The following is a 17,108-nucleotide window of genomic DNA, read 5'->3' as shown; positions in this document are numbered from 1 at the left end:
GGCTTTATTAGTATTTATGACATTAAGGAGGGATTTGATGAAGGTATTAGTAATCGGCAGTGGAGGAAGAGAGCATACTTTAGTCTGGAAATTAAATCAGAGTCCACAAGTAGATAAGATATTTACTGCTCCAGGTAATGCAGGAACAGCCCAATTATCTGAAAATGTGGATATAGAGGATAATGATGTAGAAGAGTTAGTGGAGTTTGCCACAGAGGAAGAGGTAGATTTGACATTTGTCGGTCCCGAAGCACCATTAGTAGCTGGAATTGTTGACCGGTTTAGGGAAGAGGGACTAAAAGTCTTTGGTCCAAATAAAGAAGCGGCAAAGTTAGAGGGAAGTAAGGTATTTTCTAAAAATTTGATGGCTAAATATGATATTCCAACTGCTAAGTATGATGCTTTTATTGAAGTTGATAACGCAATTACATATATCAAAGAAGTAGGGGCTCCGATTGTAGTTAAAGCTGAAGGTTTAGCAGCGGGCAAGGGAGTTATTATAGCTGAAACGGAAGAAGAAGCTATAGAAGCTGTAGAGACAATTATGTTAGATAAAAAGTTTGGTCAGGCAGGAGAAAGAGTGGTTATTGAAGAGTATTTAGATGGAGAAGAGGCAACTGTTTTAGCCTTTACTGATGGAGAAACTATAGTTCCTATGCTGTCTTCTCAGGACCATAAGCAGGCCTATGATAATGATGAGGGGCCGAATACAGGCGGTATGGGTGCCTATGCTCCAGCGCCGGTAGTTACAGATAAAGTGCTTCAGAAGGCCTATGATGAAATTCTGGTACCTACTATTGAAGCCCTGCAGCAGGAAGGAATTAAGTATAAAGGGATTCTATATGCTGGATTAATGATTGAAGATAATGAACCTAAAGTATTGGAATATAATGTGCGTTTTGGAGACCCGGAAGCCCAGCCGGTATTATCACTTTTAGAGACTGACTTAGTAGAGATTGCTGAAGCCGTTATTGCTGAAGACTTAGCTTCAGTAGAAGTAGAATGGTCTGATAAGACAGCTGTCTGTGTTATTATGGCTTCTGGTGGCTATCCAATTGATTATGAGACTGGTAAGGAGATTACCGGAATTAAAGAAACTGAAGCAGATGGTACCACTGTCTTCCAGGCCGGTACTGAAGTTAAGAATGATAAATTAGTAACGGCCGGCGGTAGAGTATTGGGAGTAACTGCGTTAGGAGATGATTACCAAGAGACTATCAACAAAGCATATCAGGGAATAGAGAAGATTGAGTTTGAAGATGCAGAGTATCGGACTGACATTGGACAGAAAGCTTTGAATCATAAGTAGCAGATTAAAAAGGGGAGGTGCTTAAATGTCGATAGATAAGACTAAACGGAAGATTGGAATCATCGGCGGCGGTCAGTTGGGCAAGATGATGATTTTAGAGGCTAAGAAGATGGATTTTTATATTATAATTCTAGATCCTACAGCCCACTGCCCGGCCCATAGTATTGCTGATGAGCATCTTGTAGCTGATTTTGATGATGAGGAAGCCATTAGAGAGTTAGCCGGAAAATCCGATGTTATAACCTATGAATTTGAACATATTGGAGTAGAAGTTTTACAGGACTTAGAAAGCGAAGGATATAATATTTATCCTACTCCCCTAGCCTTGGCTACTATTCAGAATAAGTATCGCCAGAAAGAACTATTTAAGGAGCATAATCTGCCGGTTTCGGATCATATGAAGGTAATTACTGAAGAGGATATTAAAAGAGCAGGTGATAAGTTTGGTTATCCTGTCATGTTAAAAAGCTGTACCGGAGGTTATGATGGCAAGGGTAACTTCTTAATCAGAAGTAAGAGTGAAATTAAAGAAGGTTATCAGGCCTTGGGAGTTGGGGATAATCTGTTAATGGCAGAAGAGTTTATTCCGTTTGATAGAGAGATTTCAGTTTTGGGCTGTCGTGGTGTTGATGGAGAAGTAGTTACTTATCCTATCGGAGAGAATCAACATCAGGGTAGCATTTTAATTGAATCTAAGGTTCCGGCCGATATTAGCTGTCAAGTTAAAGAGGAGGCACTTAAGCTGGGCCGTGAGGTTATAGAGTTATTTTCAGGTGTGGGAATCTTCTGTATAGAGATGTTTGTAACGGGAGATAATAGAGTATTAATTAATGAAGTTGCTCCCCGCCCTCATAATTCAGGTCATTATTCTATTGAAGGTACCGTTACTTCCCAGTTTGCTAACCATGTCAGAGCAATTACAGGTCTGCCGTTAGGAAGTACAGACTTAGTAAAGCCTTCGGTAATGAGGAATATTCTTGGTGAAGAAGGAAGTACAGGAGAAGCTAAAGTTAAGGGTATAGAAGAAGCTTTAAAGCTTCCCAATGTTAAAGTTCATAATTATGGTAAGAAGATAACAAGACCGAATAGGAAGATGGGACATTTGACAGTTACGGCAGATACAGTGGAGCAAGCAAGCCGGACTGCTTCAGAAGCAAGTAAACTGATTAAGATAGGAGGAGATTAATCTATGCAGCCTAAAGTAGGAATTATCATGGGGAGTGATTCTGATTTACCGGTGATGCAGGAGGCAGCGAAAGTGTTGGATGATTTTGACATTTCCTATGAATTGACAGTGGTATCAGCTCATAGGACTCCTAAACGAGTACAGGAGTATGCAGAGAAGGCAACAGATAAAGGAATCGAAGTTATTATTGCTGGTGCAGGTGGGGCAGCCCATTTACCGGGGATGACAGCCGCTCATACTTCTCTGCCAGTGATCGGTGTTCCGATTAAGACTTCAAAATTAAGCGGCTTGGATTCGCTTTATTCGATTGTGCAGATGCCTGGAGGAGCACCGGTAGCTACAGTAGGAATCAATGGAGCCCAAAATGCTGGACTCCTGGCAGTTCAGATGCTGGGTATAGCCGATAAAGATATTCGGGCTGAATTTGAAGCCTATAAAGATAGATTGAATGAGAGAGTCAAGGATACTGCATCAGAGCTAGAAGAGTTAGGCTATGAAGAGTATCTAAAAGAGAATCCTCAGAATTAAGTTAACACCTTTTTAGAATCGGTCCATATAATGTATATATAAGGTAGGTGAGACCGATGCTAAAAGGGGAGAGACCGTCAATAGGACTTGCTCTCGGCGGTGGTGGCATTAGAGGTATAGTCCATATCGGTATTTTAGAAGTTTTTGAACAGCATGAAGTTCCGATTGATGTTATCTGCGGCAGTAGTGCGGGAGGACTAATCGGAGGATTATATAGTGTAGGCTGTTCTATCCAGGAATTAAAGGAATTGGCTTTTGATTTTAAAGAAGGTGGATATTTCAATTTACATGTTGATCCAATTAGAGTATTGAAAATTTTATTAAAAATTCTGATAGGAAAATTAGGCTTCTACTGGGCAGAGATGCCGAAGGGAGTAATTGTAGGCCGTGATATTGAGCGATTTCTGTGCTGGCAGACTGAAGGTAAATACTTTGATCAAACAGAGATTCCGATTGCTATTACTGCTACTGATATCAAAACCGGTGAATTAATTGTCTTTACCGAAGGTAGACTGACTCCTTTGCTGCAGGGTAGGGATAATGAAATTGTTATTCAGGGTTTAGATGATGATATCTTTATTATAGATTGCCAGTTAGCCCAGGCTATTAGAGCCAGTATTTCGATTCCGGGTTTATTTGTTCCCGTTGAACTGGATAACCGTCTATTAGTAGACGGCGGACTGAAGAATAATGTACCGGCCGATATATTGGCTAAGTTAAATGTTGATCTTAAGTTAGCAGTGGATCTGGGATTTGAAATTCAGGATGATGATTCAATTAGAAATCTCTTTGATATGCTGCTGCAATCTTTTGATATTGTAGGCCAGGAAGTTACTGATCTTAAATTAAAGGATTATGCTGATTTAGTAATTAAACCTGATATAGGAAAGGTTAGTTTGACTGATGTAGATAAGATTCCTTATCTGTTGGAGATAGGGAGAGAAGTAGGAAGAGATTATGTGTATCAAATTAAGGAGTCAATTGAAGAGTTTAGGGAGGAAGACTAATGACTACTCGTAGTATTTTTGATAATATTAGTCCTTTAGATCATCGTTATTCACTGCGTAAAGATGAATTTGAGGATTATACGAAGTACTTATCAGAAAGAGCCAAGATTAGATATCAAACAGCAGTGGAAGCAGCTCTAGTAAAGGCTTTAGCTGAAGCTGATGTCTGTTCTACAGAGGTAGCCCAGGAAGTAGAGGAGGCTGTTAAAGAGATTAAGCCTCAGGAGGTATATGAAGAAGAAAAGAAGACTAAGCATAATATTCGGGCTTTAGTTAATTGTATTCAACAAAGAGTCAGTGATGAAGCTAAGCCTTATATTCACTTCACTACTACTTCCTTTGATATTGTTGATACTGCTAACTCTTTACGTTATAAAGAATCTGCTGAAGAATTAATTATTCCCACTTTGAAGAGATTAGAAGAGGTCTTAATGGAGATTGCATTAAGAGAGAAGGAGACGGTACAGATTGGCCGTACCCACGGTCAGCATGCAGTTCCAGTAACCTTCGGATTTGCTGTAGCAGAGTATGTCAGTAGATTAGGGACACGGATTGAAGCTGTGATTGAGAGCAGTCAACAGCTAAAAGGGAAGATTGCTGGTGCTGTCGGCGCCTATAATGCTAGCCATCTCTTCTTTGATGATCCCGAGGAGTTTGAAGCCAATGTTTTAGCAGAGCTTGATTTAGAAGCAGGGATCCATTCAACCCAGATAGTAGAACCGGAATATATTACTGATTTTATTCATTCCTTAGTCTCTTGTTTTGGTGTTTTAGCTAATTTCAGTGATGATATGCGCCACTTACAGCGGACAGAGATCGGCGAAGTAGGTGAACACTTCGATAAAGATCAGGTCGGCTCTTCGACAATGCCTCACAAACGGAATCCTATTAATTATGAAAATGTCAAAAGTATGTGGAAGCAGTTTATGCCGCGGATGATGACGCTTTATCAGGACCAGATTTCTGAACATCAGCGCGATTTGAGCAACTCGGCTTCTAGTAGATTCATTCCTGAAGTTATAGTCGGCTTACTATCGGCTACCAACCGCTTAATCAGAACCTGTGAAAAGTTAGTAGTTGATCAGCAGCGAATGGAGGAGAACTTTAATCAAAGCAAGGAGTTGATAGTGGCAGAACCGCTCTATATCTTACTTGCTTCTTTAGGCCATCCTGATGCCCATGAAGCAGTACGGAAGTTGACTTTAGAAGCCGATGAGACCGGTCAGACACTGCGGGAGTTGATTCAACAGAAGGATGAACTGAAGCCTTATTGGGAACAGCTAAGTGATAAGCAGAAGAAGTTACTGATTAATCCTGAACAGTATACCGGTTTGGCCAGTGAGAAGACGGAGAAGGTTGTACAGCACTGGAAGGAGAAGCTGGATATTAATTAATCTTCAGAAGGGAATAAGGAGGAAATACTAATGAAAAAATTAGAAATGATTTATGAAGGAAAGGCTAAGAAAGTCTATTCTACAGAAGATGAGGATAAGGTGATTGTTGAGTATAAGGATGATGCAACAGCCTTTGACGGTCAAAAGCAGGGCCAGATTGCTGAAAAGGGCGAGTTTAATGCAGAGATTTCTACTATCTTCTTTGAATTATTAGATAAGAAGGGAATTCCGACTCATTTGGTTAAACAGTTAAATGAAACGGATGTCTTAGTTAAGAAGTTGGAGATTATTCCGGTTGAAGTGGTAATGAGAAATATAGCAGCCGGCAGTCTGGCCAAACGTCTAGGTTTAGAAGAAGGAACTAAATTGGACCAGCCGGTGTTAGAATTTTATTATAAGGATGACGATTTAGGGGATCCATTGATTAATGAGTATCATATTCAGGCTGAAGAACTGGCTAAAAAAGAGGAATTAGAAGAAATCAAGGAGTTAGCATTTGAAATCAATGAAGTTTTAGTTGACTTTTTGGCTGAGAGGAATATTAACTTAGTTGACTTTAAGCTGGAGTTTGGGACAGGTGTAGCTGACGGTAAGATCTATCTCGGTGACGAGATTTCACCTGATACCTGCCGCTTCTGGGATAGTGATACTCAAAAGAAGCTGGATAAGGATCGGTTCCGCAGAGACCTAGGCGAAGTTGAAGGTGCTTATCAGGAAATTTTGAAGAGGCTGAAGTCATAATTTGAATAGAGGGGGCAGTAAAATGGATTGGAAAGTAGAGATTAAAATTTTATTAAAGGAGAGCATTTTAGACCCGCAAGGACAGGCTGTAGAGGGTGGTTTAGAGAAGTTAGATTATAATAACGTATCTGAAGTTCAGGTAGGAAAGCATATAGAATTAGAATTAGAGGATCTACCGTCAAAGGAAGAAGCTAGCAAGCAGGTAGATGAGATGTGTCAGCGGCTGTTGGCCAATCCAGTAATTGAGGATTATACTTTTGAAATTGAAGAGTTGGAGGGATAGTATGAAATTTGCAGTCGTAACCTTTCCTGGCTCCAACTGTGACCAGGACTGTTACCATGTAGCCCATGAAGTTTTAGGTGAATCTACTGATATGTTATGGCATGATGATACAGCGGATTTATCGGAATATGATTGCATTATTCTACCCGGCGGCTTCTCCTATGGTGATTATCTAAGAACTGGTGCTATTGCCCGTTTTTCACCGATGATGGAGTCAGTAATTGAGTATGCAGAAAATGGCGGTTTAGTAATCGGTATCTGTAACGGATTCCAGATTTTATTAGAGGCTGGCTTACTGCCGGGAGCAATGAAGATCAATAATAGTTTGAAGTTTGCCTGTAAGTATATTGATCTGGAGGTTATCAATGCAGAGACTCCTTTTACTAATCAATGTAGTGAAGGTGAAGTCTTAAATGTTCCTGTAGCCCACGGCGAAGGTAATTATCATATTGATGAAGCTGGTCTGCAGAAGTTAATTGATAATGATCAGATAGTAATTAAATATAGTAATGAGAACCCAAATGGTTCTGTAGCCGATATAGCCGGAATCTGTAATCAAAAAAAGAATGTATTCGGTTTAATGCCTCATCCAGAGCGCTGTTCAGAATCTATTTTGGGCAATGGTTCTGAGGACGGCTATAAGATCTTTTCTTCTATTGTAGAGTATGTAATTAAGAGAGGTGAAAAGAATGGTCGATAAACCCTGGGAACATGAAGGATTAACTGAAACAGAATATGAAATGATTATTGATATTTTAGGTAGAGAGCCCAATCGGACTGAATTAGGTATGTATGGGGTAATGTGGTCGGAACACTGCAGCTATAAGAATTCCAAAGCTGTTCTTAGAAACTTACCGACGGAAGGTGAACGGGTCTTACAGGGGCCAGGTGAGAATGCCGGTATTATTGATATTGGTGATAAGCAGGCTGTTTCCTTTAAGATTGAAAGCCATAATCATCCATCAGCAATTGAGCCTTATGAAGGAGCTGCTACCGGAATAGGCGGTATTATTCGTGATATCTTTACTATGGGTGCCAGACCGATAGCTTGTCTGAATTCTCTTCGGTTTGGAGATTTAGATAATGACCGCGTTAAGTTCTTGCTGGATGGAGTAGTTTCTGGAATTGCCGGTTACGGTAACTGTATCGGAATTCCTACTGTCGGAGGAGAAGTCTATTTCTCTGATTCTTACCAGGAGAATCCGTTAGTTAATGCTATGTGTGTTGGAATTATGGATCATGAGGATATTTCTACGGGAACTGCTAAAGGTGTTGGTAATCCAGTAATGGTAGTTGGTGCTGCCACTGGTAGAGATGGGATTCAGGGAGCCAGCTTTGCTTCTGATGAGTTGACTGAGGATTCCGAAGAAGACCGACCGGCTGTTCAGGTAGGAGACCCCTTTATGGAGAAGTTATTGTTAGAGGCTTGTTTAGAATTAATTAAGACCGGCTCTTTAGTCGGAATTCAGGATATGGGTGCTGCCGGACTGACTAGCTCTTCTTGTGAGATGGCCAGCCGCGGCGGAGCCGGAATTGAACTGGATATTGATCTAGTGCCTAAGCGGGCTACTGGAATGACGTCTTATGAAGTAATGTTATCTGAATCGCAGGAGCGGATGTTGGTAGTACCGAAGAAGGGCAAAGAGGACTTAGTAGAAGAGATCTTTGCTAAGTGGGGACTACATGCTGAGGTAATCGGTCAAGTAACCGATGACGGAATGCTTAGAGTAAAGAATCAAGATGAAGTATTAGCTGAAGTACCGGCCAGTTCCCTAGCCGATGATGCTCCAGAATATAATAGAGAATCTAAACGTCCAGAGTATTTAGATGAGGTACAGGACTTCAATGTAAGTGAGCTTAATGAACCGGCAGATTTCAATGAAACTCTATTAGATATTCTTGTAGCACCGAATATTGCTAGCAAAGAATGGGTCTATGAACAGTATGATCATATGGTACGGACTAATACTGTTGTCCTACCCGGTTCTGATGCAGCGGTATTGAGAGTGAAGGGAACCGGGAAAGGTTTAGCTGTTACTACTGACTGTAACGGCCGCTATTGTTATCTTGATCCTGAGCGCGGCGGCAGTATTGCAGTGGCTGAAGCAGCCCGCAATATAATCTGTGCCGGAGGAGAACCGATTGCTATTACCGACGGTTTGAACTTTGGTAATCCAATGAAGCCGGAGATCTTCTGGCAGTTTGAAGAATGTATTGCAGGAATCAGTGAAGCCTGTCTAGCCCTGGATACTCCAGTAACTGGAGGTAATGTAAGTTTCTATAATGAGAGTCCTACAGCAGCAGTTTATCCGACACCGATTGTTGGGATGGTAGGCTTACTTGAGGATTTAGATCAGGCTACAACGGCTGACTTTAAAGATGAAGGAGATGTCATCCTACTTTTAGGAGAGACTAAGGCTGAATTAGGAGCCAGTGAGTATTTGAATGCGATTCATAATTTAGAGAAAGGTAGAGTTCCGGAACTTGATCTTGAGTTAGAAAAGAGTGTCCAGCAGACCTGTCTACAGGCTATTAAAGATGATCTTGTTAAGTCAGCCCATGACTGTGCTGACGGCGGATTAGCTGTAGCAGTAGCCGAAAGCTGTATTGCTGGAGAGATAGGTGCAGAGATTGAAGTAGAAAGTGAGTTATCGACAGCAGAGCTTCTTTTCTCTGAATCACAGAGTAGAATTCTTATTTCAGCAACTAAAGAGGATGTAGCTGAAATAAATGAGATAGCAGCAGATTATGATGTTCCTGTGACAGAGTTAGGACAAGTAACAGGCGATAGATTAGCAATCAATAATGCTGTTAATCTCAAAATTGGGGAGATGAAAGAGAGATGGCAGAGAAGTATTGCAGACAGAATCGAGGCTTAAGTGATAAAATGGAGGAAGAATGTGGAGTTTTTGGTATCTATGCAACCGATGGTAAGTGTGATGTAGCCAATCTTACTTATCTGGGGCTTCATGCTCTACAGCATCGCGGCCAGGAGAGTGCCGGTATTTGTGTTAATGACGATGGAAAATTAAGAGTTCATAAAGATATGGGATTAGTGACTAATATCTTTAATGAAGATATATTGACGGATCTGACAGGAGAGATTACTATTGGTCATGTTCGTTATTCTACGACCGGTTCTAGTCTGTTGACTAATGCTCAGCCTTTATTAGTTAATTCCAGCAAAGGTGATTTATCATTAGCCCATAATGGGAACTTAGTTAATAGTGCTGAAATAAGACATAATTTAGAAAGCCAAGGTTCAATCTTTCATTCAACACTGGATACAGAAGTTATTGCTCATTTAGTGGCCCGGTCTTTTAAAGATGATGTTATTGAGGCTATTACTCATAGCCTACAGCAGATCAAGGGGGCTTTTAGCCTGGTGGCTATGACAGAGGAGAGCTTAATTGCTGCCAGAGATCCTTATGGCTTTAGACCTTTATCTTTAGGGCGTAAAGGTGATACCTATATTATTGCTTCAGAAACCTGTGCTTTTGATATTATTGGAGCAGAATTTATCAGAGATATTGAACCTGGTGAAATGATAGTTATCAATGAAGATGGAATTGAAAGTTTACATTATACTGAGCGTAAACCGCATACTTTCTGTGTTTTTGAATTTATTTACTTTGCCCGCCCTGATAGTAATATTGGCGGTCAGAATGTTCACTTAGCCCGTCGGGAAATGGGAAAGCAGTTAGCCCGTGAGATGGATGTAGATGCTGATTTAGTAATTCCAGTGCCTAGTTCAGGAATTCCTTCAGCCTTAGGATTTTCGGAGGAGTCCGGAATTCCTTATCAGCAGGGGATACTGCGAAATAAGTATGTCGGTCGGACTTTTATTCAGCCGACTCAGGAGATCAGAGACCTAAAGGTGAGATTAAAATTAAATCCGATCAAAGAAATAATTAAGGATAAAAAGGTAATCCTAATAGATGATTCAATTGTGCGGGGAACTACCAGTAAACAGATTATCCGCAGAGTTAGATCCATTGGGGCTAAAGAAGTCCATATGGCTATTTCTTCGCCGCCAGTAGCTTATCCCTGTTATTACGGCATGGATACATCACGGCGTAAGGAGTTAATTGCTGCCCAGAAGGATATCGAAGGTATCTGTCAGCATATCGGGGCTGATTCACTCCATTATCTAAGCCAGGAAGGGCTATTAGATTCGATTAATACCAATGGGTATGGTTTCTGTACTGCCTGTTTTGATGGTGAGTATCAGATTGAGATTGGAACAGATAAGTTTGCTTTGGAGAAGTAATGACTGGAGGTGGAAGAATGGGACTTTCTTATGAGGATGCCGGTGTCGATATCGATGCCGGTGAAGAAGCAGTAGATAAAATTGGTCAACATGTGGAATCTACTTTTGGGCCGGAAGTATTGACCGGGCTCGGCAGTTTTGGAGCCTTATTTGCTCCGGATCTTACTGAGTATGAAGAACCCGTCTTTGTTGCAGGTACCGATGGAGTAGGTACCAAGTTAAAAGTAGCCTTTATGATGGATCAGCATGATACTATTGGAATTGATTTAGTGGCTATGTCTGTAAATGATATTGTAGTACAAGGAGCTAGACCGCTCTTCTTTCTTGATTATTTAGCTATTGATAACTTAATTCCGGCCAAAACTGAAGAAATTGTCAAAGGTATCAGCCAGGGCTGTAAAGAAGCAGGAGCAGCCTTAATCGGCGGTGAGATGGCTGAAATGCCAGGTTTTTATAATCAGGACGAATATGATCTGGCCGGTTTTGCTGTGGGAATTGTGGACAAATCAGAAGTGATTACCGGTGAAGAGATAGGAGTAGGCGATAAAGTTATCGGTTTAGCCTCTAATGGAATTCACAGCAACGGCTATTCTTTAGCCCGTAAAGTATTATTTGAAGTTGCTGGCTATGATGTAGAAACAGAATTGGAAGAGCTTGATGAAGAGTTAGGAACAGAGATGCTGAAGCCGACTAAGATTTATGTTAAACCTATCCTGGAATTATTAGAAAACTTTCAATTAAAGGGGATAGCCCATATTACTGGCGGAGGCTTGATCGAAAACTTACCGCGGATTCTGCCCGAAGGGACTGAAGCAGTGCTTGATTCGGATATCTGGCCTACACCGTCGATCTTTGATATAATTCAGACAGAAGGGGGTATAGAGTTAACTGAGATGTACCGCACCTTTAATATGGGAATCGGTATGGCAGTTGTTGTCAGTGCTGACCAGGCCGATGAAGTCCTAGCTAAGCTTGATGAATTAAATGAAGAAGCTTATTTAATCGGGGAGATTAGAGCTGGAGATAAAAGAGTTGATTTAAATCTTAAGTAAGATTATAAAAGTGAGGTGGAGTATGTGGGCAAGAAATTAGTAGTTGGAGTCTTGGCTTCTGGAAGGGGAACTAATTTACAGTCAATTATTAATAGTATTGAAGAGGGTAGATTAGATGCCGAGATTGGAATTGTAATCAGTGATAATCCAGAGGCTAAAGCTCTGTTACGGGCAGAAAATCACGGGCTTAAACAGCAGTGCATAGAGTCGGGTGATTTTGCTGATACAGAAGAGTATGAAGAAGAAATGATTGAAGTTCTAGAAGAAAATAATGTAGATTTGGTAGCAATGGCTGGATTTATGAAGATTCTAAGCTCTTATTTTATTCAGCATTATTCCAATAGAATTATGAATATTCATCCGTCACTGCTGCCGGCCTTTCCGGGTACTGATGCCCAGAAACAGGCTCTTGAATACGGCGTTAAAGTAAGCGGCTGTACAGTTCACTTTGCTGATGAAGGTATGGACAGCGGTCCGATTATTATGCAGGCTGCAGTCTCTGTATTAGAGGATGATACAGTTGAAAGTCTATCTAAGCGTATTTTAGCTGAAGAGCATAGGATCTATCCGGAAGCAATTCAGCTCTATGCTGATAATAAGTTACAGGTGAGAGATGATAGAGTAGAGATTTTATAATAATAGCGAGGTGGTAAATATGGGAGAAGTAAGATATGCTTTAATCAGTGTTTCGGATAAGAGAGGAGTTGTGGAGTTTGCCCAAGGTTTACATGAGCTGGGGGTTAATATTATCTCTACAGGTGGTACTGGGGCTAAATTAAAGGAAGCAGGAATTCCGGTTGTAGATATTCCCCAGGTGACTGATTATCCAGAGATGATGGATGGTAGAGTCAAGACGCTCCATCCTGCTGTCCACGGCGGCATTCTGGCTGTTAGAGATAATGAAGAACATATGACTGAACTTAAGGAATTAGGTATCAAACCGATAGATTTAATTGTAGTTAATCTCTATCCTTTTGCTGAAACTATTGCTCAGGATGTAACATTTAAAGAAGCAGTTGAGAATATAGATATCGGCGGTCCTACAATGATCAGATCGGCTGCTAAGAACTGTAATGATGTAGGAGTAGTAGTTGATCCTGCAGATTATGATGGGATCTTAGCAGAGTTAGAGGAGAATGAAGTAGAGCTATCATCTGACAAAAAGTTAGAGTTAGCCTATAAAGCCTTTAAACATACAGCAGAGTATGATCACTTAATTCAGGATTATCTCTTTGACTTTGTTAAAGAAGATGATGAAGCCAAGGAAGTAATTCGGGATCGATATGAGAAGGTAAGTGATCTACGCTATGGTGAGAATCCTCATCAGCAGGCAGCCTTCTATCGGCAGGCGGAGACTACGGAACCATCTGTCACGACGGCTAAACAATTACATGGTAAAGCCTTATCCTTCAATAATATCAATGATACCGATGGAGCTTTAGAATTAGTCAAGGAGTTTACTGCTCAGCCGGCGGCAGCAGTAATTAAGCATGCCAATCCTTGCGGCATGGCTGTAGCTGATACTTTAGCTGAGGCTTATCAGCAGGCTTATGCTGGAGATCCTGTTTCGGCTTACGGTAGTATTGTAGCTTTAAATCGCGAAGTTGATCAAGAGACAGCTGAGGAGATAGCAGATCCTGAAAAATTTGTGGAAGTAGTAATTGCTCCTGGTTTCAGTGAAGAGGCCCTAGAAATCTTACAGCAGCGTTGGGAAAATGTACGTTTATTGGAGACAGGAGAGCTGTTTATCGATGAAGATACTGATGAAAAGGATATAAAGAAGGTAGTTGGTGGTCTTTTAGTCCAGGATCGCGATTTAGCCCAATTAGATGAGTCTGAGCTTGAGGTTGTTACTGATCGTGAACCGACTGACCAGGAGCTAAAAGATATGTTATTTAGCTGGAAGGTTGTCAAGCATGTGAAGTCCAATGCTATTGTAATAGGTAGAGAGGAACAGATTGTCGGTGTGGGTGCTGGACAGATGAGCCGGGTAGATGCTATGATGATTGCCGGCCGTAAAGCTGAGGAGCGAAAAGAAGGAGCAGTAGTAGCTTCCGATGCTTTCTTTCCTTTTGCTGATGCCGTTGAGCAGGCGGCTGAAATGGGTATTACAGCCATTATTCAGCCCGGCGGGTCAATCAGGGATGAAGAAGTAATTGCAGCTGCTAATGAGCATGGTATTGCTATGGTCTTTACTGGCCGGAGACACTTTAAACATTAAATGTAGATAACTGGTATATACAGTGGGGCAGAGATGTTCCGCTGTTTTTATATTTAAATTTTTTGCAAAAAATTTAAGTTAGTGTATAATAATAAGAAATATTATTAACATAATCTGGAAGGGTGATAAACTATTGTACTTTCCCACTAAAGAAGAGTTAGAAGTACTAGCTGAAGAAGGAAATCTAATTCCGGTATACCGCAAGATTCCGCTAAATGATGAGACCCCGATTTCAGTAATTGAAAAGTTAGACGGTAGCAGTGATGACTTCTTTTTATTAGAGAGCGGGAAGGGGCCAGAGAATATTGCCCGCTATTCTTTTCTAGGTTATAAACCTTTTATGGTTTTTAGGAGTAAAGGAGATAAGATTACAATAACCAAAGAAGAGGAGATAATAGAAAAGACTGGACATCCTTTGATAGAATTGAAGCAGATTATGGATCAGTATCAGCCGGTTGAAGTTGATAAGCTGCCTAAATTCTACGGTGGAGCAATAGGCTATTTTAGTTATGATGTTGGTAGATTCTTTGAAGAGCTGCCTACAGATGCCGAAGATGATTTAGAATTACCGGAGATCTTTTTTGCTTTTACTGATAGAGTGATTGTATTTGACCATGTGGCTGAAGAACTAATTATCATTTCTAATCTAAGGTTGGAGCAGGGGGAGGTAGATAACTTATATGCTCAGGCCCAGGAAGAGATTGATGGAATTATTACAGCAATAACAGGTAATGATTATCAGGATGAGATCAAAGACTTTTCTGATACTGATCTTGCTTTTAATGAAGAAGATTTGGATTATAATGCCAGTTTCAGCAGGGACGAATTTGCTGCTGCTGTGCGGCAGGCCAAGGAGTATATCAAAGCTGGGGATATCTTCCAGGTTAATCTTTCGGTGCGGGTTGATGCTCCAGTAACTGAAGACTCCTTTACAATCTATAAAGTACTGCGTAAGCTGAATCCATCGCCTTATATGGCCTATCTCAACTTTGGCGAATTAGAGATTGTCAGTTCTTCGCCGGAGCTTTTAGTACGGTCTTTGGATGGAGTTGTAGAGACACGGCCGATTGCTGGAACTAGACCTCGCGGTGAAACCGAAGACGAAACAGAGGCTCTGGCCGATGAGTTGATTAATCATCCCAAAGAGCGGGCCGAGCATATTATGTTAGTCGATCTGGAACGGAATGACTTAGGACGGGTGGCTGACTATGGAACAGTAGAAGTCGATGAGTTGATGGTTATTGAGGAATATTCTCATGTAATTCATATAGTCTCTAATGTACGCGGGGCGTTACATGAAAATAAGGATCGCTTTGATATTTTAAGGGGGGTCTTTCCCGGTGGTACGATTACTGGAGCACCGAAGGTCAGGACAATGGAGATAATTGAGGAGTTAGAGCCTGTTCGACGGGGGCCATATACAGGAGCTATCGGTTTTTTAGGCTTTGGAGAGGAAATGGAACTGAATATAGTTATCAGGACAATGGTGATCAAAGATGGCAGAGCCTATATTCAGGCCGGCGCTGGTATTGTCGATGATTCGATTCCCGAAAAGGAGTATGAGGAATCACTTAAGAAGGCTGAAGCGCTGCTGAAGACAATTACGTTAGTAGAAGAGGGGGATATTCAGTGATCTTAATGATTGATAATTATGATTCTTTTACCTATAATTTGGTTCAGTACTGCGGCCAGTTGGGGGTAGATATTGAGGTTCATCGAAATGATAAGATAACAATTGAAGAAATTGAGGAATTAGACCCCGACAAGATTATTATTTCGCCCGGGCCCTGTACTCCACTGGAAGCAGGAATTTCAAATGATGTGATCAGACATTTCAAAGATAGACTGCCGATTTTAGGTATCTGTCTGGGACATCAATGTATCGGCCATGTTTTTGGTGGTAATATTATACGGGCTGAGAATCTGATGCACGGCAAAACTTCCGAAATCTATCATAATGAAGATGGTGTTTTTGCTAAAATTGAATCGCCTTTTACAGCTACTAGATATCATTCATTAATTATTGAGCGGGAGACGATACCTGACTGCTTTGAAATTACTGCCCATACTGAGGCAGGAGAGATTATGGGGATCAGACATAAAGAGTATGATATTGTCGGTTTGCAGTTCCATCCGGAATCAATTCTGACTAAGGCCGGCCATGACCTGCTGGCTAACTTCTTAGAAGTGCCTAAATTAGACAGCAGTGTGATCGATTATGCAGGTTAATATCAATGGTGAGATATCTCCAGTAGAGGAAGCAAGGATTTCGCCATTGGACCGTGGTTATCTTTACGGTGACGGTATCTTTGAGACAATGCGTTCTTATGGAGACAAGATCTTTAAATTAGATGAACATTTAGACCGGCTCTATGATTCAGCTCAGGCAATTTTACTGGAGATACCGTATTCTAAGGAAGAGTTGATTTCTGAAATTAAAAGAACACTAGGAGCAAACGAGTTAGTAGGTGAAGATGCCTATATTAGGATTAGCTTTTCGAGAGGAGAGGCCAGGATAGGTATTGATCCGACAGTAGATATAGAGCCGACATTAATGATTATTACCAAGCCGTTAACTCCGCCTAGCCCGGAATTATATGAGGAAGGCTGGAAAGTAATTACTGTGCCTACCCGCCGTAACCAGGTAGCGACAGTAAGTCCAAGAATTAAGTCCTGTAACTTTCTAAATAATATTTTGGCTAAAGCAGAGGCTAAATTAGCTGGAGCTGATGATGGTATTATGTTGAATCAGCAGGGGTTTATAACTGAAGGAACAGTCAGTAATCTGTTTATAGTTAAAGATAAAATCTTAAAGACTCCGCCTCTTTCAGCTGGAATTTTGGCTGGAATAACCCGTAAGACAGTAATGGAGACGGCTGATAGATTGGGGATTACAGTTAAAGAAGAAGATTTAACTAGACATAACTTCTATACAGCTGATGAGGCCTTTGCTACAGTTACATCAGTAGAAATTATCCCTATAGTTAAGATGGACGGTAGATTAATCGGCACAGGCAGACCGGGAGCGGTAACTGAGAGGTTATTTAATAATTTTCCGCGGCTAGAGTAAAAAAATATTCAATTCTATTGACAAAATAATTGATTTATAGTATTATG

At 40.9% G+C, this 17,108-nt stretch carries 16 protein-coding genes; all 16 read left to right on the top strand.

Annotated elements, in window-relative coordinates:
- Nucleotides 1–37: 37 nt before the first annotated feature.
- The 16 genes from purD (at nt 38) to ilvE (ending at nt 17,061) form a co-directional block, all read left to right on the top strand.
- Nucleotides 38–1,309, top strand: a complete 1,272-nt coding sequence (purD, locus tag acear_RS11795; RefSeq protein ID WP_013279244.1) for a phosphoribosylamine--glycine ligase — start codon at nt 38–40, stop codon at nt 1,307–1,309.
- Between the two features lie 25 nt (nt 1,310–1,334).
- Nucleotides 1,335–2,495, top strand: coding sequence for a 5-(carboxyamino)imidazole ribonucleotide synthase (locus tag acear_RS11790; RefSeq protein WP_013279243.1), 1,161 nt, complete (start codon nt 1,335–1,337; stop codon nt 2,493–2,495).
- Between the two features lie 3 nt (nt 2,496–2,498).
- Nucleotides 2,499–3,023: a 5-(carboxyamino)imidazole ribonucleotide mutase gene (purE, locus tag acear_RS11785; RefSeq protein ID WP_013279242.1), complete on the top strand. Its 525-nt coding sequence runs from the start codon at nt 2,499–2,501 to the stop codon at nt 3,021–3,023.
- Nucleotides 3,024–3,079: 56 nt separating this feature from the next.
- Nucleotides 3,080–4,030, top strand: a complete 951-nt coding sequence (locus acear_RS11780) for a patatin-like phospholipase family protein (protein WP_013279241.1) — start codon at nt 3,080–3,082, stop codon at nt 4,028–4,030.
- Entirely contained in the window at nt 4,030–5,424 is a 1,395-nt protein-coding gene (locus acear_RS11775) for a lyase family protein (protein ID WP_013279240.1), read from the top strand. The genes acear_RS11780 and acear_RS11775 overlap by 1 nt, the downstream gene beginning before the upstream one ends.
- A 30-nt stretch (nt 5,425–5,454) precedes the next feature.
- Nucleotides 5,455–6,165 (top strand): phosphoribosylaminoimidazolesuccinocarboxamide synthase, encoded by a 711-nt coding sequence (gene purC, locus acear_RS11770; RefSeq protein ID WP_013279239.1) that lies wholly within the window; start codon nt 5,455–5,457, stop codon nt 6,163–6,165.
- A gap of 22 nt (nt 6,166–6,187) precedes the next feature.
- The gene (gene purS / locus acear_RS11765) at nt 6,188–6,448 is read left to right on the top strand and encodes a phosphoribosylformylglycinamidine synthase subunit PurS (RefSeq protein WP_013279238.1); all 261 of its coding nucleotides are present in this window, start codon (nt 6,188–6,190) and stop codon (nt 6,446–6,448) included.
- Between the two features lies 1 nt (nt 6,449).
- Nucleotides 6,450–7,148, top strand: coding sequence for a phosphoribosylformylglycinamidine synthase subunit PurQ (purQ, locus tag acear_RS11760; protein ID WP_013279237.1), 699 nt, complete (start codon nt 6,450–6,452; stop codon nt 7,146–7,148).
- A complete protein-coding gene (gene purL, locus acear_RS11755) occupies nt 7,138–9,327 on the top strand; it encodes a phosphoribosylformylglycinamidine synthase subunit PurL (protein WP_013279236.1) in 2,190 nt (729 codons plus the stop codon). The genes purQ and purL overlap by 11 nt, the downstream gene beginning before the upstream one ends.
- Nucleotides 9,291–10,718 (top strand): amidophosphoribosyltransferase, encoded by a 1,428-nt coding sequence (gene purF, locus acear_RS11750; protein WP_013279235.1) that lies wholly within the window; start codon nt 9,291–9,293, stop codon nt 10,716–10,718. The genes purL and purF overlap by 37 nt, the downstream gene beginning before the upstream one ends.
- A 17-nt stretch (nt 10,719–10,735) precedes the next feature.
- Complete coding sequence (gene purM, locus acear_RS11745) at nt 10,736–11,770, top strand: phosphoribosylformylglycinamidine cyclo-ligase (protein WP_041667400.1); 1,035 nt, start codon at nt 10,736–10,738, stop codon at nt 11,768–11,770.
- A 24-nt stretch (nt 11,771–11,794) separates the two neighbouring features.
- Nucleotides 11,795–12,406 carry a phosphoribosylglycinamide formyltransferase gene (gene purN, locus acear_RS11740; RefSeq protein ID WP_013279233.1) on the top strand — a complete coding sequence of 204 codons (612 nt, stop codon included), beginning with the start codon at nt 11,795–11,797 and terminating at the stop codon, nt 12,404–12,406.
- A gap of 19 nt (nt 12,407–12,425) precedes the next feature.
- Nucleotides 12,426–13,991 carry a bifunctional phosphoribosylaminoimidazolecarboxamide formyltransferase/IMP cyclohydrolase gene (purH, locus tag acear_RS11735; RefSeq protein ID WP_013279232.1) on the top strand — a complete coding sequence of 522 codons (1,566 nt, stop codon included), beginning with the start codon at nt 12,426–12,428 and terminating at the stop codon, nt 13,989–13,991.
- A 133-nt stretch (nt 13,992–14,124) separates the two neighbouring features.
- Nucleotides 14,125–15,624, top strand: a complete 1,500-nt coding sequence (gene trpE / locus acear_RS11730) for an anthranilate synthase component I (RefSeq protein ID WP_013279231.1) — start codon at nt 14,125–14,127, stop codon at nt 15,622–15,624.
- Nucleotides 15,621–16,220, top strand: a complete 600-nt coding sequence (locus acear_RS11725; RefSeq protein ID WP_013279230.1) for an anthranilate synthase component II — start codon at nt 15,621–15,623, stop codon at nt 16,218–16,220. Before trpE ends, acear_RS11725 begins: the two co-directional genes overlap by 4 nt.
- Nucleotides 16,210–17,061, top strand: a complete 852-nt coding sequence (gene ilvE / locus acear_RS11720) for a branched-chain-amino-acid transaminase (protein WP_013279229.1) — start codon at nt 16,210–16,212, stop codon at nt 17,059–17,061. Before acear_RS11725 ends, ilvE begins: the two co-directional genes overlap by 11 nt.
- Nucleotides 17,062–17,108 lie beyond the last annotated feature (47 nt).

The organism is Acetohalobium arabaticum DSM 5501, from assembly GCF_000144695.1.
Lineage (GTDB): Bacteria > Bacillota > Halanaerobiia > Halobacteroidales > Acetohalobiaceae > Acetohalobium > Acetohalobium arabaticum.
This window is presented reverse-complemented; position numbering and strand designations above follow the sequence as displayed.

Bases quoted from the DNA above. Each gene is read 5' to 3' on its own strand.
- purD (WP_013279244.1), top strand. From the start codon at position 38: ATGAAGGTATTAGTAATCGGCAGTGGAGGAAGAGAGCATACTTTAGTC.
- purH (WP_013279232.1), top strand. From the start codon at position 12,426: ATGGGAGAAGTAAGATATGCTTTAATCAGTGTTTCGGATAAGAGAGGA.
- purE (WP_013279242.1), top strand. From the start codon at position 2,499: ATGCAGCCTAAAGTAGGAATTATCATGGGGAGTGATTCTGATTTACCG.
- purF (WP_013279235.1), top strand. From the start codon at position 9,291: ATGGCAGAGAAGTATTGCAGACAGAATCGAGGCTTAAGTGATAAAATG.
- acear_RS11790 (WP_013279243.1), top strand. From the start codon at position 1,335: ATGTCGATAGATAAGACTAAACGGAAGATTGGAATCATCGGCGGCGGT.
- purM (WP_041667400.1), top strand. From the start codon at position 10,736: ATGGGACTTTCTTATGAGGATGCCGGTGTCGATATCGATGCCGGTGAA.
- ilvE (WP_013279229.1), top strand. From the start codon at position 16,210: ATGCAGGTTAATATCAATGGTGAGATATCTCCAGTAGAGGAAGCAAGG.
- purS (WP_013279238.1), top strand. From the start codon at position 6,188: ATGGATTGGAAAGTAGAGATTAAAATTTTATTAAAGGAGAGCATTTTA.
- purL (WP_013279236.1), top strand. From the start codon at position 7,138: ATGGTCGATAAACCCTGGGAACATGAAGGATTAACTGAAACAGAATAT.
- acear_RS11780 (WP_013279241.1), top strand. From the start codon at position 3,080: ATGCTAAAAGGGGAGAGACCGTCAATAGGACTTGCTCTCGGCGGTGGT.
- acear_RS11775 (WP_013279240.1), top strand. From the start codon at position 4,030: ATGACTACTCGTAGTATTTTTGATAATATTAGTCCTTTAGATCATCGT.
- purQ (WP_013279237.1), top strand. From the start codon at position 6,450: ATGAAATTTGCAGTCGTAACCTTTCCTGGCTCCAACTGTGACCAGGAC.
- purC (WP_013279239.1), top strand. From the start codon at position 5,455: ATGAAAAAATTAGAAATGATTTATGAAGGAAAGGCTAAGAAAGTCTAT.